The organism is Paraflavitalea sp. CAU 1676 (assembly GCF_029223285.1).
GTDB lineage: Bacteria > Bacteroidota > Bacteroidia > Chitinophagales > Chitinophagaceae > Paraflavitalea.
Genome location: NZ_JARHUJ010000007.1, coordinates 1 through 20348 on the forward strand (window position 1 = coordinate 1; position 20348 = coordinate 20348).

17 protein-coding genes are annotated in these 20348 nt (G+C 49.7%); 11 read left to right on the forward strand and 6 right to left on the reverse strand.

Annotation, left to right across the window (positions count from 1 at the left end; translation table 11 throughout):
• Nucleotides 1-143: 143 nt before the first annotated feature.
• A complete protein-coding gene (locus P2H89_RS22355) occupies nucleotides 144-338 on the reverse strand; it encodes a hypothetical protein (RefSeq protein WP_275831093.1) in 195 nt (64 codons plus the stop codon).
• Between the two features lie 53 nt (nucleotides 339-391).
• Nucleotides 392-526, reverse strand: a complete 135-nt coding sequence (locus tag P2H89_RS22360) for a hypothetical protein (RefSeq protein WP_275831095.1) — start codon at nucleotides 524-526, stop codon at nucleotides 392-394.
• Between the two features lie 385 nt (nucleotides 527-911).
• On the opposite strand from P2H89_RS22360, the gene P2H89_RS22365 reads away from it, so the two are divergent.
• Genes P2H89_RS22365 through P2H89_RS22375 form a run of 3 tightly spaced genes read left to right on the forward strand, consistent with a single transcriptional unit; the run spans nucleotide 912 to nucleotide 5975 of the window.
• The gene (locus P2H89_RS22365) at nucleotides 912-1967 is read left to right on the forward strand and encodes a chemotaxis protein CheB (protein WP_275831098.1); all 1056 of its coding nucleotides are present in this window, start codon (nucleotides 912-914) and stop codon (nucleotides 1965-1967) included.
• A 54-nt stretch (nucleotides 1968-2021) separates the two neighbouring features.
• Nucleotides 2022-5618 carry a CheR family methyltransferase gene (locus P2H89_RS22370; protein ID WP_275831100.1) on the forward strand — a complete coding sequence of 1199 codons (3597 nt, stop codon included), beginning with the start codon at nucleotides 2022-2024 and terminating at the stop codon, nucleotides 5616-5618.
• Between the two features lie 3 nt (nucleotides 5619-5621).
• On the forward strand, nucleotides 5622-5975 hold the full coding sequence (locus tag P2H89_RS22375; RefSeq protein WP_275831102.1) for a response regulator: 354 nt from the start codon (nucleotides 5622-5624) through the stop codon (nucleotides 5973-5975).
• Nucleotides 5976-6379: 404 nt separating this feature from the next.
• On the opposite strand, the gene P2H89_RS22380 is transcribed toward P2H89_RS22375, so the two are convergent.
• Entirely contained in the window at nucleotides 6380-7531 is a 1152-nt protein-coding gene (locus P2H89_RS22380) for an ATP-binding protein (RefSeq protein ID WP_275831104.1), read from the reverse strand.
• A 108-nt stretch (nucleotides 7532-7639) separates the two neighbouring features.
• Entirely contained in the window at nucleotides 7640-8020 is a 381-nt protein-coding gene (locus tag P2H89_RS22385) for a response regulator (RefSeq protein WP_275831106.1), read from the reverse strand.
• Between the two features lie 228 nt (nucleotides 8021-8248).
• Between P2H89_RS22385 and P2H89_RS22390 the strand changes: the two genes are divergently transcribed.
• A complete protein-coding gene (locus P2H89_RS22390) occupies nucleotides 8249-8932 on the forward strand; it encodes an alpha/beta hydrolase (protein ID WP_275831108.1) in 684 nt (227 codons plus the stop codon).
• 95 nt (nucleotides 8933-9027) lie between these two features.
• On the opposite strand, the gene P2H89_RS22395 is transcribed toward P2H89_RS22390, so the two are convergent.
• The gene (locus P2H89_RS22395; protein ID WP_275831110.1) at nucleotides 9028-9807 is read right to left on the reverse strand and encodes a DUF72 domain-containing protein; all 780 of its coding nucleotides are present in this window, start codon (nucleotides 9805-9807) and stop codon (nucleotides 9028-9030) included.
• A gap of 140 nt (nucleotides 9808-9947) precedes the next feature.
• Between P2H89_RS22395 and P2H89_RS22400 the strand changes: the two genes are divergently transcribed.
• Complete coding sequence (locus tag P2H89_RS22400; RefSeq protein WP_275831112.1) at nucleotides 9948-10550, forward strand: ferritin-like domain-containing protein; 603 nt, start codon at nucleotides 9948-9950, stop codon at nucleotides 10548-10550.
• 159 nt (nucleotides 10551-10709) lie between these two features.
• On the opposite strand, the gene P2H89_RS22405 is transcribed toward P2H89_RS22400, so the two are convergent.
• Entirely contained in the window at nucleotides 10710-11099 is a 390-nt protein-coding gene (locus tag P2H89_RS22405; protein ID WP_275831114.1) for a response regulator, read from the reverse strand.
• A 437-nt stretch (nucleotides 11100-11536) separates the two neighbouring features.
• On the opposite strand from P2H89_RS22405, the gene P2H89_RS22410 reads away from it, so the two are divergent.
• The 6 genes from P2H89_RS22410 to P2H89_RS22435 all read left to right on the forward strand — a co-directional run bounded on the left by P2H89_RS22410 (nucleotide 11537) and on the right by P2H89_RS22435 (nucleotide 20311).
• On the forward strand, nucleotides 11537-12682 hold the full coding sequence (locus tag P2H89_RS22410; protein WP_275831116.1) for a glycosyltransferase family 1 protein: 1146 nt from the start codon (nucleotides 11537-11539) through the stop codon (nucleotides 12680-12682).
• A complete protein-coding gene (gene glf, locus P2H89_RS22415; RefSeq protein ID WP_275831118.1) occupies nucleotides 12675-13829 on the forward strand; it encodes a UDP-galactopyranose mutase in 1155 nt (384 codons plus the stop codon). Before P2H89_RS22410 ends, glf begins: the two co-directional genes overlap by 8 nt.
• Before the next feature lie 26 nt (nucleotides 13830-13855).
• A complete protein-coding gene (locus tag P2H89_RS22420; protein WP_275831120.1) occupies nucleotides 13856-15064 on the forward strand; it encodes a family 1 glycosylhydrolase in 1209 nt (402 codons plus the stop codon).
• 256 nt (nucleotides 15065-15320) lie between these two features.
• Nucleotides 15321-16469, forward strand: coding sequence for an amine oxidase (locus P2H89_RS22425; RefSeq protein ID WP_275831122.1), 1149 nt, complete (start codon nucleotides 15321-15323; stop codon nucleotides 16467-16469).
• A gap of 80 nt (nucleotides 16470-16549) precedes the next feature.
• Complete coding sequence (locus tag P2H89_RS22430; RefSeq protein WP_275831124.1) at nucleotides 16550-17719, forward strand: MFS transporter; 1170 nt, start codon at nucleotides 16550-16552, stop codon at nucleotides 17717-17719.
• Nucleotides 17720-17728: 9 nt separating this feature from the next.
• Nucleotides 17729-20311 (forward strand): PAS domain-containing protein, encoded by a 2583-nt coding sequence (locus P2H89_RS22435; RefSeq protein ID WP_275831126.1) that lies wholly within the window; start codon nucleotides 17729-17731, stop codon nucleotides 20309-20311.
• Nucleotides 20312-20348: the final 37 nt, after the last annotated feature.

Below are 20348 nucleotides of genomic sequence, written 5' to 3' on the forward strand. Positions count from 1 at the left end.
CAAAGACTTGAGTTAGTGGTCACTCCACCTAAACTTCCGTCCCCCCCAAAGATCCCCACAGATAAACTCCACACAACGTCATAAAAGGAAAAAGGGTGCCTCATAATTTTGAGACACCCTCTTCCTATTATAAACCACAAGGTTTAACGCTGGCCGCATTTATCCTTGCCGCATGCAGGCGGACAAGGTTTCGGACAGGTCTTCGGGCAAGGCTTATCACAGTTTTTCTCCGTTTTCGCTTTGCTCCCCTTGTTTTTATGCTTATTGCCCTCATTGGCATAAGTAGCCACGCTGCTCATAAGCATAGCAATGGTAGCCAATAGAAAAATCTTTTTCATATTGTTCTAATTAAATAATGAAAGTAAAATTGAATTAACCAGGCTGCTATATCCTAAGCAGCATTAGGAGGCTTCCAGTTAGAAGTATAATAGAGAAAGAAATAATCGGAATGATAGCGTGGAAACTCATTCTTGAAAACGGTCGATTCCTTTTTGTCCGGACCACTTACTGCCGTTAATGTCACCACATAACAGATCGGACAATTTAAACTACAATCAGCAGTTCGGTTGCTTTCCTTGCCCAATGGCGCCTTCCTTTTACAAGAAGAAGAGGACGAAGAAGATGAACCGCATTGGCTGGCTGCTTTGGCGCACCCGCCTTCCTTCGTCAGGGGAGCATCACAATACATGGGCAAAGCTGCCAGCTCTGCAAGGTAGACCAGCAAACACAAAAACAGTATGGTCGCTTTGAGCTTCAGAAAATGTAGATAGTTACAACCCTAATATACGGAAAATCCGCCTGAAACAGCCCCTTTTATCTTCGTCGTCACCGCATCATCGGCTCTCGTGGTGCGGTTTTGGTGCCGATAATCCTAAGCACTTCATCTTCGGAGCGCCAGCTAACACAACAGTATGGAAAACAGGACCATTATCGTTATAGGAGCTTCAGCAGGCGGGTTCAATGCAATAAAAACAGTGGTGAGCAACATACCCGTCGGCCTGCAGGCAGCCATATTTGTTGTGTGGCATATGTCGCCCGAAGTAAACAGCATCCTGCCCGAGGCGCTAACAAAATTAAATACCCTGCCCGCCACCAACGCCGAAGACGGAGAGCCCGTTAAAATGGGGCATATCTACATCGCGCCTCCCGATCATCACCTGCTGGTAGAAGAAGGGCAGGTGCGCATAACGCGGGGACCAAAAGAAAACCGCTTTCGCCCGGCCATCGATCCATTATTTCGCTCTGCCGCCTACACCTACGGAGCACGGGTCATCGGCGTCATCCTCTCGGGTGCACTCGACGATGGCGCAGCCGGCCTCTGGACCATCAAGCAACACGGCGGCCTGGCCATCGTGCAGGACCCCAATGATGCGGAAGTATCAGGCATGCCCGAAAATGCCCTTCGAACAGTAGAGGCCGATCATAAACTACCGGCATCGGAGATAGGCGCGTTGCTGGCAAACCTGGTAACACAACCGTTAACGCATAAAACCGAACCGGATATGCAAGAGCAGGAAAAGGAAAAACGCGAAGTACACATCGCCCTTGGCCGCGAGCCCCTGCAGGAGAACATTACTGCATATGGCGAATTATCGCCCTTTACCTGCCCTGAATGCCATGGGGTATTGACCAGGCTGAAAGAAGGCGACCTGGTAAGGTTCCGCTGCCACACCGGCCATGCCTTCTCGGTCGATAGCCTGCTGGCTTCCCTCACGGAGAACATAGAAGCGAATCTATGGACCGCCATCCGGAGCATACAGGAAAGCATCATCCTCCTCAACCATATGGGCGATCACTATGCCGAAGCCAATCATCCAAAGTTCGCGGCCTCATTTTTTAAGAAATCGCAGGAAGCCCAAAAGCGCGCAGGCCAGGTGCGGAAGATAGTTTTTACCCACGAGCAGCTCACCGCAGAAGGCCTCCGCCGCCAAACCGGTCAGGATGAAGCAAGGACACCTGCGGGTTAATAACATTCCGCCACCACCCGCGCGCTATACAGGGGGTTACCGTAACTTGCGCTTATGATCGAACAAAGGGAACAATCCAACTTCATGGTGGTAGGCCTGGGGGCCTCTGCAGGGGGTGTACAGGCGCTGCAGCAGTTTTTTGCCCACGTGCCTGCAGAATCAGGCATGGCCTATGTCGTCATCCTGCACCTTTCCCCCGATCATGATAGTGAGCTGGCAGGTGTGCTGCAGGTGGTGTCCAGTATACCGGTAGTGCAGGTACACGAACGGGTACAGGTGCGGCCCGATTGCGTGTACGTCGTATCCCCCAATCATCACCTAACGATGGAACAGGGCGAGCTGGCAGTTTCGGTCAATATTCATGTTGAAGAGCGTCGGGCGCCGGTCGACATCTTTTTCCGTACGCTGGCGGAAGCACAGGGTGCAAACGCCGTGTGCGTCGTGCTCTCGGGCTCCGGGGCCAACGGCTCCATGGGCTTGAAGCGCATCAAGGAAAAAGGCGGTGCTGCCTTTGTACAAAATCCGCGCGAAGCAGAGTTCAACGAAATGCCCCGCAATGCCATCGCAACCGACCTGGTAGATGAAGTACTGCCCGTGGCAGAGATCCCCGCCAAGATCATTGCCTACCAAAAAAGCATGGGCACCTTGCATATACCATTGGAGGCAGAGCAGCGGCCGGAAGATCAGCAACATGCCCTCCGCGAAATATTCACGCAGCTGCGGATACGCACCGGGCACGATTTCAGCACCTACAAACGCCCTACCCTGCTGCGCCGCATCGAGCGCCGCATCAACATCCGCAACCTGCCCAATTTAACGACCTATTCCCTGTTTATCCAGCAAAACCCTGACGAGATCAATGCCTTGCTGAAAGACTTGCTTATATCGGTTACCAATTTCTTTCGGGATAAGCGATCCTTCGATTTTATCAGCCAGGAAGTGCTGCCAGCCATCCTGCAGGATAAAAGAGCGGAAGACCAGGTGCGGCTCTGGGTGGCAGGCTGCGCCACGGGCGAAGAAGCTTATTCCCTCGCCATGCTGCTGGCAGAGCAAACACTAAGTGTCATAGACGCACCAAAGATCCAGATCTTTGCCACCGACATCGACGAGACAGCCATCAGCATTGCCCGCGAAGGTTACTACACGGTCAATGATGCGGCCGACGTTTCGCCCGAAAGGCTAAGGCGATTTTTCAATAAAGAGGGGGAAGGCTACCGCATACGGCGCGAGATCCGGGAGTTGATCCTCTTCGCGAACCACAACTTCATAAAAGACCCGCCGTTCAGCCACCTCGACATGGTCAGTTGCCGCAATGTACTGATCTACCTCAACAGGTCGGCGCAGGAGCGCGTCATGGAAACATTTCACTTCGCGTTGAATGCTGGCGGATACCTGTTTCTCGGCTCCTCCGAATCGGCCGATGGCTCCAGCGACCTGTACACCAGCTTTAACCGCGAAGAGCATATATTTCAGAGCCGCAAAAAACTGATACGCACATTTCCAGTACCAGAGTCGGTGCCCACCTTCCGCATCGAGCAGCCCAGGCTGTCGTCAACCATAGAGCAGGAGCACCTGGCAATAGAACGCATCACCTTCGGCGACCTGCACCAACGGCTCATCGAAGAGTATGCACCGCCATCCCTGGTCATCAACGAAGAGTACGATATCGTTCACCTCTCGGAGCGGGCAGGCCGCTACCTGCAGATTGCCGGCGGCGAATTGTCGCAAAACCTGTTGAAACTGGTAAGGCAGGAGCTGCGGCTCGAATTGCGCTCAGCCCTCTACCAGGCCCTGCAACGGCAAACGGCCATCGAGATCCGCGGACTCAAAGTACTCATGGAAGACCATACGGAAACCGTCAATATACACATCCGTCCCGTGCTCCAGGAAGGCGATCTGGCCAAGGGATATTTCCTCATCGTGTTCGAACCTTCTGCACAGGACGAAACGATCCAGGAAGTGGTATTGATGCAGGATGAACCGGTGGCGCGCCACCTCGAAGAAGAATTACTGCGGCTGAAAGCACAACTGCGCGCCTCCATCGAGCAACACGAATTCCATGCAGAAGAACTCAAAGCTTCTAACGAAGAGCTCCAGGCCATGAACGAAGAGCTGCGGTCCGCAGCCGAAGAACTGGAAACCAGCAAGGAAGAACTGCAAAGCATCAACGAAGAGCTGCGCACGGTAAATCAGGAGCTGAAGGTGAAAATAGAAGAAACCAGCCTCACCAGCAACAACCTGCAAAACCTCATCAACTCGGCCAGCATAGGCACTATTTTCCTCGACCGCAGCTTTCGCATAGCCCTGTTTACACCGGCCGTACGCGATATCTTCAATTTAATACCGGCCGACTATGGCCGTCCTTTGTCCGATATAACCCACCGGTTAGACTACCACGGCCTGCTCACCGATGCAGAAGCCGTATTGGAGAAACTACATACCATCGAACGTGAAGTAAGCACCACCGACGATCGGCATTTCATGATGCGGGTACTACCCTACCGCACGGCCGAAGATCATATCAACGGCGTGGTGATCACTTTCTTCGACATCACCACCCGCAAGAGAACGGAAGAATCCCTGCTGTTGTCGGAAGAACGCTACCGCGTAGCCCTGTCGTCGGCAGGCATGGCCGCCTGGGATTGGAATATTACACAAGACAGTATCGTGTGGAATGAACAACACTATACCCTCCTCGGGCTCAAGCCCGACAAGAGCGCAAAAACATCCGGATTCTTTGTACAGTTCGTACACCCCGAAGACAAAGCGATGGTTACGCAGGCGCTTCAAACAGCCATTGACAGCACAGGCGTATACCGTGCGGAATTCCGCATCATACACGCAGATGATGGACAAACATACTGGATGAGCGGTTATGGCCGGGTGGTAGAAAAGATCAATGGCCAGGCATCCCGGATGATCGGGGTCATGTACGATATATCGGAACACAAACAACTGGAAAAACAGAAAGATGAGTTTCTGGGAATAGCCAGCCATGAGCTCAAAACACCGGTAACCGGCATCAAGGCTTATACAGAACTATTGCTGAACATCTTCGAGAAAGCAGGCAATGAGGAATACATAACGTTGATGCAAAAGTTGGATGGTCAGGTCGACCGCCTCACCGACCTCATCCGCGCCTTACTCGATGCTACCCGAATTGCAGAAGAGCAGCTTCCCCTTCGTGCGGAGAGCTTTAACATGAACGAAATGATTAAAGCCAACCTCGAAACCTTACAGCAACTAACTCCCAAACACCGCTTTGTATTTCATGCAGGGGAATTGAAGCCACTGGTGGCCGACCGCGAGCGCATCACGCAGGTACTCACCAATCTCGTATCCAATGCGATAAAATATTCGCCCGACGGAGGAGAAGTGACCATCACCTCTAAAGACGAGGGCGATAAAGTGACGGTTACCATACGCGACCGGGGCATAGGGATCCCCGAAGATATGCAGTACCTGGTATTCGAGCGTTTTTTCCGCATCGGCCATGCGCAGGTCAACACCTTTCCCGGCATCGGCCTGGGTCTCTATATCAGCGCTGGCATCGTACACCGCCATGGCGGCACCATTTGGGTCGAGAGTAAACATGGACAAGGCTCCCTCTTCAGTTTCAGCATCCCTTATGTGGCCATATTCCAATCATGACGTATGAAACGGATAGTGATAGTAGATGATGACCCGGCAATACTGGATGCATTTTCCCGCATGTTGCAAAATGCAGGATATGAGGTCACCGTGTATGCCAATGGCCAGCCCCTGCTGGCCGATGATTTTCCGCTACCGGATCTGCTGATACTCGACAAACAATTATCCGGAGCAGATGGACTCGATATCTGCCGTTACCTGAAACACCGGGAGCGTACCAAAGAATTGCCGGTGATCGTGTTATCAGCCAGTCCGCATATACAAATCCTGGCTATGCAGGCGGGGGCCAACGGTTTTCTGGAAAAACCGTTCAGGTACCGCGACCTGCTCAACCTATTAGAGCGCCATTTACCCTAACCAGCCAATCGCACAAAAAAAGCTGGCAGGAAAACCTGCCAGCTTAACACTGAAATTACCACTGCGGTAGTGGTATCCTTTGACGAAAAACCAATGAAGCCCCCAAGCTTCACGATTGTATGTCCCGATCTCTGCAAAAACTGTTGGTTGTATAGCAGGGCCATGCAGGGTAATAAAGTAATATTTTGTTAGAGGTACGTTACCCGCGTCAGCAATGATCGTGACTTACACGCGGTATGATATACCGGTAACATACCCGAAAGGATAGCCTGTACCAAAAAACATAAATTAATCGTGAAAATATTGACCAGGTATGGCCGAGGAGAAGATGTATAGACAACCAGTAAATGATCTGCTGGAAGTATAATGAAGGTAACTCATTTAGGATTACTAACCAAAAGTATTTACTGACTCGCAGTACGTGGAAAATAACAGTGAAAAGCCCCTCCTTCCCCAGGCTTTCCTTCGGCTTGTATATAACCGTCATGCGCCATCATGATCTTGCGACATATCGCCAGGCCCGCTCCCGAACTCATAGATTTCAAGGTTGATGTATTCACCATGAGGAAGATCTTTTCTGCCTCCTCCTGCTGAAAGCCGGTACCGTTATCCAAAAAACTGATCCTGGTGAAAGCCAGCTCCGCCGCGGTCGGTGCGCCGGCTCCCGAAAAATCAGCAAGCTGGCAATCAATAGTCAGTGTCAGCGCTTCATCATGCTTTCTAAACCGGATAGCATTGTCAATGAGGTGAAAGAAAAGTCGATTCAACAGTTCTGGATAGCCGATAACCGTCGGAAGTGCAGCCGCGACCACCTGAACGTTATTCGATTTGATCTTTTCCGCCAGTTTTTCGCTGGCCTGTTGCAAAACCTCATTGAGGTCGGTCATTTGTCCCGCTTCTCCGGGATAATGAATGCCCGAAAGTGCCAGGATATCATCCAGCAACAGGTTCATACGGTTGAGTGCAGCCTGCGTGCGGCGCAGGTTCGCTTTGCCACCGTCGGACATAACCCGACCTTCTGCCCGTACCAGCAATTCGATAGCCGAATATACCTGGCGCAAAGGCTCTTTGATATTGTTCGAGGTAATGTAGGTAATGGTAGCCAGCTCATCTGTCGCCCTTTCCAGTTGTTCGTATTTCTTTTTAAGGGCAATATTGAGCTGATAGAGTTGCTGTTCCGCCTTTATCCTGTGCGCCACATCGTGCATGATATTCATCACGCCAAACAGCCGGCCTTCCGTGTCCCTTAGTGGGATGAAATGATTTTCATAGTGCTGCCGGTTGAACAGCTCCTTATGGAAGGGAACAAAGCTTTTAAAGCCCGAAAAGGCAAGATCGATCGCTTTGAGCATTTCATCATCCTGGGCGTATGCCGGAAAAACGGCCAGCAATTTCTCGCCCAGGATATCCTGCTTACTGATACCGGAGAGAGCTTCGGCTGTATTATTCCAGGCGATGATCCGCCAATCCTTGTCAATAGCCATGATCCGGTCAATACTGCAATCATTGAGCAGATCGGCTAACCCTGTATAGGCAAGATCGGTGGGCTGGTTCATTACTCTAAATTTAACGAAAACTTGCAAAACCAGGACCAGTAATCGGTCCACCAGCCTTGCACAAGCCTATCGTTGACGTAATTGCCGGCTTGATGAGATCCTGTTCCGTCAATTCACGAGGCCGGTTACAGACTGGAATAATTCGTCTCTCGTAAAAGGCTTTTTCAGAAAAGCATCGGCGCCGTTTTCAAACGCAACATCCATAGCTGCGGCATCCACGCCCGAGATCATAATGACTTTTGTAGTAGGATATTGCTTTTTAATGGCGCCAATGAAATCGACGCCGAAACCATCGGGAAGGCGGTTGTCTAATAATACCAGAGCAGGCTCTTGTTGTAGAAGATATTCCGCAGCTTTTTCCAGCGATGGTACATGGTCAACATCCATCCCTTTACCATCCAGGAGAATATTCAACAATAGGCACAGATCGCCTTCGTCTTCAATGATCAATACTTTGCGGGTCTCGGTTTTAGTGGCCTTTGATTGCATAAAAAGAATGGTTTGCTGGTGAACCCCTTCCCATTAAAAAGGCGTGCCACTAACATTACACGCATAGAACGCATCAATTACCCGCCACCTCCATAACAGCCTCCGCAAACGCCTGGTCGCCGGGCAATATTTACAACAAGTCGGGAAAAATGAGCATTCCGATGGCGGCAATTACAAGCCAACTTTGTCTTATCAAACAATCATCAACCATCAAAAAAAACAAGTAAAATGAAAACTTCCATCAAAAACGTAGTACTGGTGCATGGCGCATTTGCCGACGGTTCCGGTTGGAAAGCCCTTTATCAGGTGTTGACGCAAAAAGGTTATAATGTTACAATTGTGCAGAATCCCCTCAGCTCCCTCGAAGATGACGTAGCCGCCACACACGTAGTGCTGGATAAGCAGGACGGCCCCACGGTACTGGTCGGTCACTCCTGGGGCGGAGCTGTGATCACCGAAGCCGGCAATCACCCCAAAGTGGCATCGCTGGTCTATGTCGCAGCGTTCCAGCCCGACAAGGGCGAATCGGCTCTGCAATGGTTGCAAACAGCGCCTCCTGCTCCGGAGAACGGCGTATTGCCCCCTGATGAGAAAGGCATCGTGTATTATGACAAGGCAAAATACCATGCAGGGTTCTGTGCAGACATTCCCGCAGACGAAGCCGAGTTTATGTACGCCTCACAGGGGGCCTTCTTTGCAAAAGGATTCATTACCCCCATCACCCAGGCAGCCTGGAGAGACAAGCCAGTGTATGCCTGCGTAGCCACCGAAGACAAAAGTATCGCACCGGAAATACAAAGGGCCATGTACAAACGCTCCAACACCCAGGTCACCGACGTAAAAGGCAGCCATGTCATTTTTATGTCGCAACCCGAAGCGGTAGCGAAAGTAATCGACGCAGCTGCCAATTAAAACTGTTGGATCAACAAGCCAGGCTGATCATAACTGACTCAGTATTGGCGGCAACAAAAAGTCGCATGTCTATTAAAGGGCTCCGGCCCTTTTCTCTAATAAATAGCCAGCCGCCCCATCACCAAATCATTCAACGTCATTACATTTTTAAACGCATCACCAATAGTATTGTTGAAGTAAACATACACGTCTTTACCTTCCTCACGCCAACTTGAAATTTGTGCTGCCTGTTGCTTCAAATAGAAGTCTGGGTACCCACCCCGGTAATCACCCGCTGGTCCGTGAAAGCGGAGGTATACGAACGCTGCTTTATCATTAAGCCGCCGGTTGGCAGACTTCGGGATATCATGCAAAACAACACTACAGCCATATTCATCGGCCAGTTCATATACTTCCTCGATATACCACGAAGCATGCCTGAATTCGAGGGCCACCTTCCACCCATGCGCCGGAATGCCTTGAATAATACCCAGCAATGCTTCCAGCTGCCCATACTTGTCTACGGTAACAGAAGGGGGCAATTGAACGAGCAGGCATCCTTTCTTAGAGCCAGCCTGCGCTATCACCTCCATAAACCGCAGCACATCTTCCTCTTTATACGCAAACCCTTTAACATGGGTAATTTCCTGCCATAGTTTAAACGTAAAGGCAAAATCGACTGGCACAATTTCCGCCCATTTCTGAACGGTTTCCGCTTGGGGCACCTTATAAAATGAACTGTTTACCTCCAGGCTATTCAATAGGGAACTATAATAAGCAAGCCGGCTCTTGCCCCTGAACTCCAGGGGGAAAGCCTCTTTGTTAGGCACAGGCAATACCAGGCCACTGGTGCCGGCCTTGAATGACCCGGTGGTGGATGCTAAGGTTCTTTTCATTTGCGGTAACACCAGCAAAAATGCCACCACGCCTATCCCTTGTAGCAAAACACGAGGACCTATCTACCCGCCCCGGTATCTCCCACAGGCATGGTCTTTGAAAAGACTTCCGTATTATTTAACTGTTTAAACGATTCTCAATGGCAAATACGAAAACAAAGGACGGAGCTGCAAAAAAACAAGCAGTATCCGGTGCAGCAAAGAGTTCATCACCGTCGGGTGCAGCAAAAGGAAACACACAACTTGAAAAATTCTTCGAAGATTCGCTGAAAGACATTTACTGGGCAGAAAAAGCCCTCACCAAGGCCCTCCCAAAGATGCAGAAAGCGGCGACCACAGAGCAACTGCAGTCGGCCATCGAACACCACCTGGGGCAAACACAGGAACAAGTGAGCCGCCTGGAAGAAGTGTTTCAGCTATTGGGTAAAAAAGCACAGGCAAAGAAATGCGACGCCATGGAAGGTTTGCTCAAAGAAGGCGAAAGCATCGTTGAAGAAACGGAAGATGGTAGCATGACCCGCGACGTCGGCATCATTGTCGCCTCTCAAAAGGTGGAGCACTATGAGATCGCTACATATGGAAGCCTGGTTCAACTGGCACGGACCATGGGCAATGACGAAGTAGCAGAATTACTGGAAGCTACCCTGGAAGAGGAAAAAGAAACCGACCAGGCCCTTACCGATATCGCTAAAAACGATATCAACTGGGAAGCTGAGCAGGAAGACAGTAACAGAGAAGAATAACGAATCACGAATCACTAACCAATTGCAAAGGCCAGGCATTCTAAATACCTGGCCTTTTTTTATCTATATTAAAAAAACCCGGATGGAGATCCGGGTCAACTACTATCTGGAGTCTCTGAAAAACCAGGATAGAATGCAAAGCATTACAGGCAAAATGTCTTACCCGCTCATGGCAACACCCCGTAAGAAAGCCGAAAGTTTAACAGCGAGCGAGGCAATATTGTCGCCCTTTTGAATACAACCAACTGCGCCTCTTTCTCTGGCATTGGTGATGGTGCTATCATTGATAGCGGTCGAATAAATGATCTTGGGAATATTGGTCAATGCCCGTTTTTTCTGAAGTTCCTGCAAACAGCTAAGTCCATCCATACCCGGCATATTGATGTCGATGAAAATATAGTCGGGAGTCATATGATTCAATAATTGAATCGCATGTTCTCCCCCTTCCGCCCAAACGCAGGTAGCCTGGATATTCCCCAGCGAGAGCGCCTCATTCAGGATCTCCAATTCTTCCCCGTCGTCGTCAATCAACATAATGAGTTTTTCCATCAGAAGGATTTTATAGTTAAAAGGTTAGTCAACACATCGCCTGCTACTAGTGGATGTGCATAACAAAGAAGCATGATTCCTTGTGAAAAAACTGCACTTTGTTGTGTGGTAGATCGATAACAGGTGGGAAACTGAAACTGCCTCATGGACAGTCATTAAGAAATATGTAAGAACAGACGGCTAAATAGAGCGCCATTAGTTTTATAAATATACGCTTATAATCGCAGTACACCAATTAATTTAAACAACCCAACGTCTGCAGCCATTACTCGCAGCAATAACACGTTGAGTTTCCCCCGTGGCAATAACTCCCCGTAGCTATTACGGCTCTATTTATCCCCAGTTTATATCAATACTGTCCGGTTAGGGCTGGGCACACTTTTGCTGCATCTATAATATGATCCTTCCCGAATATACTCACCTATAACTTCGACTATATGTACCCGGATATAATTTGTTTCAGCCACCTCCGGTGGAATTTCGTATACCAACGCCCGCAACACCTGCTTAGTCGTTTTGCCAGGCTGGGACGCGTATATTATATAGAAGAGGCTGTTTTTGATGCAGCGCCTGGTGCTGGCTACTATCATATCACCAACGATCCGGTATTGAACCTGTCGGTCATTGAACCGCATATAGAGCCGGGCTTGTCCGGCCGTGAGATGGTAGCCGTTCAGCGCCAGCTGCTCGACAACTTTAAGAACGAACAGCACATCGACGCATTCATTGCCTGGTATTATTCACCCATGGCCATGACCTTTAGCAGTCACCTGCATCCACAGGTTACGCTCTATGATTGTATGGACGAGTTATCCGCATTTCTGAATGCACCACCGGCCATCAAAGAGCAGGAAAACCTGTTAATGCAAAGGGCTGATCTGGTCTTCACAGGCGGCAAAAGTTTGTATGAAGCTAAAAAACACCTGCACCCGCACATATATCCTTTTCCAAGTAGTATAGACCACGCACATTTTAGCAAAGCCCGGGAGCCATTGGCCGAACCTGCCGATCAGTCATCCATCCCCCACCCGCGCATCGGGTTTTACGGGGTCATAGATGAGCGGCTGCATATTTCACTACTCAGGCGCCTGGCCCAGCATCGTCCCAACTGGCATTTTATCCTGATTGGCCCCACCGTAAAGATCGATCCTGCTACACTTCCCCGGGCCGACAACCTGCACTACCTGGGCGGTAAACAATATTTGGAATTACCCGCTTATTTGAGCGGTTGGGATATAGCCATGCTGCCATTTGCCCACAATGAGGCAACGCGCTTCATCAGTCCAACGAAAACACCTGAATACCTGGCGGGCGGCAAACCCGTCATTTCTACGTCCATTCGCGATGTGGTAGATCCTTATGAACAACTCGGCCTGGTAGAGATCGCCGATACCACCGATGAGTTCATTGCCCGTGCAGAAGCGCTGCTCTCGCAAACGGATAACAGCGCCTGGCTGGCAAAAGCGGATGAATTCCTCGCCCATACCTCCTGGGATAAGACCTGGCTCGAAATGAGATCCCTGATGGAACCCCTGCTGAGTAATAAAATCAATAATAGAAAAAAAGAGGAAGCAAATGTTTGATTATTTAATTGTGGGAGCCGGCTTTGCCGGGGCAGTCATGGCCGAACGGTTGGCATCCTGCGCCGGTAAAAAAGTGCTGATAGTAGACAAGAGAAACCATATTGGTGGCAACACCTTCGACTATTATGATACAGCTGGCATACTGGTTCATAAATACGGTCCGCATATATTCCATACGAACAGCAAAGACGTATACGACTACCTCGGCAAATTCACCGAGTGGCGCCCCTATGAACACCGGGTGCTTGCCAGCGTAGATGGAATGCTGGTACCAATACCGATCAACCTCAATACACTGAACGAATTGTATGGGCTTCACCTCCAGGCCAGTGAAGTAGAAGCTTACCTGCACCTGCAGGCAGAAGAAAAAGCCATTATTAAGACGTCGGAAGATGTAGTGCTAAGCACGGTCGGCAGAGACCTCTACCAAAAGTTTTTCCGGGGGTATACCAAAAAGCAATGGGACCTCGACCCCTCCGAACTGGATGCATCGGTAACGGCACGTATACCCGTCCGCTTCAACCGCGACAACCGTTATTTCACCGATACCTATCAGGCAATGCCTGCACAGGGCTACACGAAACTATTTGAGCAACTATTGAATCATCCTAATATCAAAGTCATGACAAATGCCGACTATAAAGAAATTGAAGACAGCATCGGGTATAAAAAAATGATCTACACCGGGCCGGTGGATTACTACTTCGACTATTGTTATGGCAAGCTGCCTTACCGGTCGATCGAATTCCGGTTCACGACATTCGATATGCCCGTGTTTCAGCAAACGGGCACCATCAATTACCCGAACGAACACCCGTATACCCGCGTTACGGAATTTAAATACCTGAGCGGACAGGTGCATCCAAAAACCTCAGTGGTCTATGAATTCCCGCAAGCGGAGGGCGATCCTTATTATCCCGTGCCGCGCCCCGAAAATGCGGAATTGTACCGCAAATACCAGTTGCTGACCCGCGAACTGCCCGATGTTTATTTCACCGGCCGGTTGGCAACCTATAAGTATTACAATATGGACCAGGTGGTGGCACAATCCCTTTCCCTGTTTAAAAAGATAATGGCACAGGCAGAAGCACCTGTTACGAACGCAATTAATACCATCCGCTTTCCATCGACTAATGGCAAGGGATAGCTAACACGCTTCCACAAACACCAGCTATGGCAGGAACCAAGTTTATGTTCACGACGGGTATCGAGAACAGTTACCCCACCATTTTATTACCAAATGGAGAAACCAAAAGGGTCGACGAAATGGAAAAGACCAGTCATTATCAACACTGGGAGCTGGATTTTCAACGGGTCAATGAAATGGGGATCGAATTTCTGCGGTACGGCCCACCTTATTTCGCCACGCACATCGGCCCGGGCCGGTACGACTGGAACTTTACCGATATCACATTCCAACGACTGAACGAACTGAACATCACCCCGATCGTAGACCTTTGCCATTTCGGCGTACCGGATTGGATGGGTAATTTTCAAAACCCGGAATTCCCCTACTGGTTTGCTGAATATGCTGGCGCATTTGCCCGGCGCTTCCCTGCACTACAATTGTACACGCCAATCAATGAGATATTTATAACGGCCTTATTTTCCGCGCAATTCGGTTGGTGGAATGAACGCCTCCGGACCGATGCAACCTTTGTCAACGCGTTAAAGCTGATTTGCAAGGCCAATGTGATGGCCATGCAGGCCATTCTGAAGGTACAACCGCTGGCCACCTTTATCCAGAGTGAATCGGCAGAATGTTTTCACGCAGCCGATCCGGCGGCCGTCGTACACGCACGCTTCCTCAACCAGAAAAGGTTTCTTTCATTCGATCTTACCTATGGCTATCCGCTCAATGTGGGCATGTATGAATACCTGTTGGAAAATGGGATGACCAAACAGGAATACCGATGGTTTGTGCACAACCAGGTGAAGGCGAGATGTGTAATGGGAAATGACTATTATGTCACGAACGAACACCTCGTACATGCGGATGGATCCACGCAGGCATCCGGTGAGATATTCGGTTATTATGTAATTACAAGGCAATATTACAAACGCTATAGATTACCCATCATGCATACGGAAACCAATATCCGGATGCCTGCCTGCAAAGAATGGCTGTTGAAACAATGGGCCAATGTGCAAAGGCTCAAACACGATGGCGTGCCCATCATAGGATTTACCTGGTACAGCCTGTTGCACCAGGTCGACTGGGATTCTGCACTGCGCAATGACGACGGACAGGTAAATGAATTGGGTTTGTACGACCTGAACCGGCAACAAATGCCGGTGGGAGCAGCGTATCAGGAACTGATCAGGAACTGGAAGGACATCATTACAGAAGAAAGCTATGGTCTGGTGTTTCACAACTGGTAAGCGGCCCTACCGCACAAAAGGGGCATTTTGCAGGATGATGGTAGCGGTAAACAAGGTGAAAAGTTCATGCGCAGGAATACGTTTATCTTTTTCGGGAAGAGAAAGACACATAGGTGGTTGGGGTATACCCTCCGCAGGGTGTCTCTTTTCAGGGTCAACATAGGTAATAAGAACAGTTTTGACAGGCATAGTAATCATTTTACATAAACTAATAACAATTTGGTGCCAGGCTGCCATATCCATTATACTACCCTCTATGATGAACAATCCGTTTCATAGTTTCTGGATGGCTGGTTATGAGTGCGCCGATCAGATCAATACCCATCACCACCGGGTTGATCTTTTATCGGTCACCGGCCACCTCGCCATGATGGAAGCCGATTACCTCGGCCTGGCGGCATTTAATATCCGCACGGTGCGGGAAGGAATTCGTTGGAGCAAGGTGGAACAAAGGCCCAACCAATACAACTGGAGCGCTGTAACTGCTACGATACGCCAGGGCGGAAAGCTCGGCATACAACAGGCATGGGATATCTGTCACTTCGGTTTTCCCGATAACCTCACACCATTACACCCTCACTTTGCACGGCGCTTTGTACAGATCTGCCGTTCTTTTGTATTGCATTACCGCACCATCGAGCCAGACGCCCGGCTGATTGTAACGCCTGTCAACGAGGTTAGCTTTTTGTCCTGGCTGGGGGGCGAAGTACGTGGCACGGTACCATTTTGCGTGGCGAAGGGATGGGAAGTAAAGTACGCACTGATGCGCGCATATATTGAGGGCATATACGCCATGCGTGAGGTAGACCCCAGCCTCCTGATCATGACCACCGAGCCACTGATCAATATCGTAGCACCTGAGCAGGCAACCGGCAACCAGCTGCTCCAGGCGGCCCTGGAGCATGACGGGCAATTTCAATCCGTCGATATGCTCACAGGAAAGATCTGTCCCGAACTCGGTGGCGCACCGCAGTTGGTGGATATGCTGGGCTTTAATTATTACTACAACAATCAGTGGGTTGCTGGCGAGGGCAGAGGGCTCTCCTGGACCAATATCCCACCCGATACACGGTGGCGCTCATTGAGCAGCTTATTGGAGCAAGCCTGGCTACGTTATCGACTACCCTTTGTAGTGAGCGAAACCAGCCACCCCGGTATCGACCGTCCTTGTTGGATACGGCACATCGGCCAACAGGTGCAGATAATGCTGCAACAGGGAATGCCCCTATGGGGCGTATGTCTCTATCCGATCATTGACCGGCCCGATTGGGATAATATCGCTCACTGGCATCATGCCGGCCTATGGGATGCACAACCGGAAGCCAACAAGCCGCACGCCCGGGTACTGTACGAACCATATGCAGCAGCCTTACGCGAAGTACAGGAGTTGATCGCCCGCAGATGACTCAATTTTTGAAACAAATAGGCTAACTTCAATAGATCAGCCTATCGTGCTGAGGTCACCCAAAACCATTATTCCTGCCGATGATGAACAAAGCCATCACCCGCACTGTCTGGATATTGTCGTTGGTAAGCCTGTTCACAGACACAGCCAGTGAAATGCTGTACCCCGTCATGCCGCTTTACCTGAAAAGTATTGGCTTTTCGATTATCCTCATCGGCATCCTCGAAGGCATCGCGGAAGCAGTAGCAGGATTAAGCAAAGGATATTTCGGTAAACTATCCGATCACACTGGTAAGCGAATGCCCTTCGTCCAGTGGGGCTACGCATTCAGTGCCTTATCCAAGCCCTTGATGGCAGCATTTGTATACCCACTATGGATATTCTTTGCACGAACACTCGACAGGATGGGAAAAGGAATCAGGACCGGTGCCAGAGATGCGGTCCTCTCAAGCCAGGCAACGCCTCAAACGAAAGGGATGATCTTCGGTTTTCACCGGTCAATGGATACACTCGGAGCAGTCATCGGTCCCTTGCTGGCATTACTGTACCTGCAATGGTATCCGGAAGATTACCGCACGCTGTTCTTCATAGCTTTTGTCCCTGGCTTATTGGCCATAGGATGTTCAGGGTTGCTGAAAGACAGGCAGGTCGTTCCCAAACCAGCCACAGGATCTCCACGTTTTTTTTCTTTCCTCGGCTACTGGAAAACCAGTCCCACGAAATACAAACGTCTGGTGATAGGCTTGTTACTGTTTACCCTCTTTAATAGCTCCGATGTATTCCTGCTGCTCAAAGCCCGGCAGGCAGGTATGAATGACCAAAACGTGATCATGGTATACATATTCTACAACCTGGTGTATGCCTTATTTGCATTTCCGCTGGGAGCATTGGCCGATAAAGTGGGATTGAAACGGATGTTCATAGTGGGCTTAATGGTATTCACCATAGTCTATGGAGGAATGGCTTCAGCAACTGATAAATACCTGATCTATGGTTTGTTCTTCTTGTATGGTATTTATGCCGCCGCCACGGAGGGAGTCTCAAAGGCATGGATAAGCAATTTAGTTGACAACAAGGATACTGCCACTGCCATAGGAACATTCACTGCCTTCCAAAGTATTTGTACCTTGCTGGCCAGTTCAATGGCAGGCCTGCTATGGTACTATTACGGTGCCAATATTATATTTTGGTCAACAGCTGCCGCCGCCCTCCTGCTGCAATTTTATTTCGCACGTGTAGTAGATGAATAAATAAAACCGATGTTTCAGGCGTATTGGCCCCTCATCACCGGGCATCCTGTCTGCCCAATCTTCTCCGCCTCACCCATAGCAAATTTGCTTAAATTTGAATATATGACTGTAGGGAATTATTCTGCCGCTCATTTTCATTTCCTCGAAGGAGGAGGCGAAATGGGCCAGGTAACCAGAACCTTCGACTGGTCGGCCACATCCCTACGCTCGCCCAACCACTGGCCGCAAAGCCTTCGCACGGCCGTCAGTATCGTGCTGAACGCAAGATTTCCTATGTTTCTCTGGTGGGGGCCCGACCTTATTTGTTTTTATAACGATGCTTACCGCCCCAGCCTCGGCAATGAAGGAAAACATCCCGGCATACTGGGCATGAAAGCCATCGATGCCTGGCCGGAGATTTGGCATATTATCCAACCCCTTATTAATCAAGTCCTAGAGGAAGGAAAGTCGGTCTGGTTCGAAGATCAGCTGGTGCCCATTTTCAGGAATGGTCAAATCGAAAATGTCTATTGGACGTTTAGCTATAGCCGCGTTAGTGATGAAAATTCCGCAGCCGCGGGAGTCCTCGTCACCTGCACCGAGACCACCGATAAGGTAGTAACAGCGGCTAATCTCCGAAAAAACGAGGAAAGGTTGCGGTTTTCCTTAACAGCAGGCAACCTGGGATCCTGGACCCTCCATTTGCCTACACTCGAAATGGAGGCATCTAACATCTGCAAACAGAACTTCGGCCGGCCCGTCGACAAACCATTTACCTATCAAAATCTACAGGAGGCTATCCATCCCGAAGATCTTCTCCGGATGCAGGCAACGGTGCAGCAGGTGCTGGAATCCGGTACAGACTACTATATTGAATACAGGGTTATTTGGCCAGACAAAACAGTCCATTGGGTAAACCTTACCGGTAGGCTACGTTACGACAATGACGGCAAACCAATTGAGATGCTGGGAATTTCCCAGGAAATTACAGAACGCAAACTGGTTGAAAGTGTATTGCAGGAAAGCGAGCAGCGGTTTCGCGCCATGGCCGAAAGCAGTCCAATTTACATTGCCATGGCAGATGTTACTTCGGATGCCATTTATTTCAACAAAGCCTGGTGTGAGCTGAGCGGACGGAGCATGTCCCAGTTAGTGGCCTTTAAATGGGCCGAATTGCTGCACCCGGACGACAAAGATCAGTACCTAAATACCTATCTTGAAGCATTTGGCGAGCGAAAGCCCTATACGGCCGAATTGCGGGTGCAGAGAGCGGATGGAGAATACAGGTGGCTGCTGGCGCACGTTACACCGCGTTTTAACATGGATGCAACCTTTGCCGGATATATCAGCGCCTGCGTGGACATTACAGATCGCAAATCCATCGAAACCGAAAAAGAAAAAGCTACCGCCGAATTGGAACGCGCCCTTGAGCAAGCCCGGCTGGCCAAGGAAGCCGCAGATCTGGGCACGTTTGACTTGGATCTCCTCGCCGGCACGATGGTGTGGGACAAGCGTTGCAGAATACTTTTCGGTATCAGCCATGACAACCCCGTCAGCTATGAGCATGATTTTGTCCTTGGGTTGCACCCCCACGACCGGGAGAAGATCTTACGCATTATCGATGATGCCTTTACCAAATCCAGGACCAATGGCAATTACGATGTGCAATACCGGACAGTAGGTTTTGAAGATCAAAAAATAAGGTGGGTGAAAGCTAAAGGCAAAGTTTATTTTGATGAAGCCGAAAATCCGGTCCGTTTTATTGGCTCGGTGCTCGATATCACCGACCAGGTCAATCAACTCAAGCGCGTGGAAGAACTGGTAGCGGAACGTACGCAGGAACTCGCATTATTAAACATCGATCTGCAAAAAACCAATGCAGAGCTTGCGCAATTCGCGTACATCGCTTCCCACGACTTGCAGGAACCGCTTCGTAAGATCACCACTTTTCTCGGACTGCTTGCCCGTTCAATAGGCCCTGATATGAATGCCGACAGCAAAAATTACCTGGAGAGGATTCAAAACTCCGGCAGCAGGATGCAAAAGCTCATTCGGGATGTATTGGATTTTTCGCGTATTGCTCATGAACAGGAAGTTTTTGATAGTGTTGATCTCAATTCAGTATTACAGGATGTGCTGGGCAATTACGATCTGCTTATTGAGGAAACGGGCGCATCCATAATAGCCGACAAGCTGCCTGTAATTACGGCCAATCCGCTTCATATGTATCAGCTATTCTCTAATCTTATTGGCAACGCATTAAAATTCAGAAAAGAGGACACCCATCCTATCATAAGCATAATCAGCATGCAAGCCTCCAGGCAAGAGGTCGGCAAGCATGGCCTTGATCAGGATAAAGAATATCACCGTATTGAGATGAGAGACAACGGCATCGGAATATCTCCCGTGTTTGCGGAGAAGATATTCCTCATCTTTCAGCGTTTACACAACAGGAACGAGTATGACGGCACAGGAATCGGATTGGCGATGTGCCGCAAAATCGTAAGCAACCATCAGGGAGCTATAACAGCGGAAGGAAGCGAACTGGGCAAAGCCATAATAACAATCTTCTTACCAGCACATATTGAAGTTGAGGCATTCCTTCCCGGTTAAAGCGGAATCCCTTTCCTACTGCCGCCATTTTGCTTAT

What these genes read in the sequence shown, in the direction of transcription:
- P2H89_RS22375 (WP_275831102.1), top strand. Translation starts at nt 5,622, where the DNA reads ATGAAACGGATAGTGATAGTAGATGATGACCCGGCAATACTGGATGCA.
- P2H89_RS22425 (WP_275831122.1), top strand. Translation starts at nt 15,321, where the DNA reads ATGATGAACAATCCGTTTCATAGTTTCTGGATGGCTGGTTATGAGTGC.
- P2H89_RS22400 (WP_275831112.1), top strand. Translation starts at nt 9,948, where the DNA reads ATGGCAAATACGAAAACAAAGGACGGAGCTGCAAAAAAACAAGCAGTA.
- P2H89_RS22435 (WP_275831126.1), top strand. Translation starts at nt 17,729, where the DNA reads ATGTTTCAGGCGTATTGGCCCCTCATCACCGGGCATCCTGTCTGCCCA.
- P2H89_RS22395 (WP_275831110.1), bottom strand. Translation starts at nt 9,807, where the DNA reads ATGAAAAGAACCTTAGCATCCACCACCGGGTCATTCAAGGCCGGCACC.
- P2H89_RS22430 (WP_275831124.1), top strand. Translation starts at nt 16,550, where the DNA reads ATGATGAACAAAGCCATCACCCGCACTGTCTGGATATTGTCGTTGGTA.
- P2H89_RS22420 (WP_275831120.1), top strand. Translation starts at nt 13,856, where the DNA reads ATGGCAGGAACCAAGTTTATGTTCACGACGGGTATCGAGAACAGTTAC.
- P2H89_RS22410 (WP_275831116.1), top strand. Translation starts at nt 11,537, where the DNA reads ATGTACCCGGATATAATTTGTTTCAGCCACCTCCGGTGGAATTTCGTA.
- P2H89_RS22385 (WP_275831106.1), bottom strand. Translation starts at nt 8,020, where the DNA reads ATGCAATCAAAGGCCACTAAAACCGAGACCCGCAAAGTATTGATCATT.
- P2H89_RS22370 (WP_275831100.1), top strand. Translation starts at nt 2,022, where the DNA reads ATGATCGAACAAAGGGAACAATCCAACTTCATGGTGGTAGGCCTGGGG.
- P2H89_RS22365 (WP_275831098.1), top strand. Translation starts at nt 912, where the DNA reads ATGGAAAACAGGACCATTATCGTTATAGGAGCTTCAGCAGGCGGGTTC.
- P2H89_RS22355 (WP_275831093.1), bottom strand. Translation starts at nt 338, where the DNA reads ATGAAAAAGATTTTTCTATTGGCTACCATTGCTATGCTTATGAGCAGC.
- P2H89_RS22390 (WP_275831108.1), top strand. Translation starts at nt 8,249, where the DNA reads ATGAAAACTTCCATCAAAAACGTAGTACTGGTGCATGGCGCATTTGCC.
- P2H89_RS22380 (WP_275831104.1), bottom strand. Translation starts at nt 7,531, where the DNA reads ATGAACCAGCCCACCGATCTTGCCTATACAGGGTTAGCCGATCTGCTC.
- P2H89_RS22405 (WP_275831114.1), bottom strand. Translation starts at nt 11,099, where the DNA reads ATGGAAAAACTCATTATGTTGATTGACGACGACGGGGAAGAATTGGAG.
- glf (WP_275831118.1), top strand. Translation starts at nt 12,675, where the DNA reads ATGTTTGATTATTTAATTGTGGGAGCCGGCTTTGCCGGGGCAGTCATG.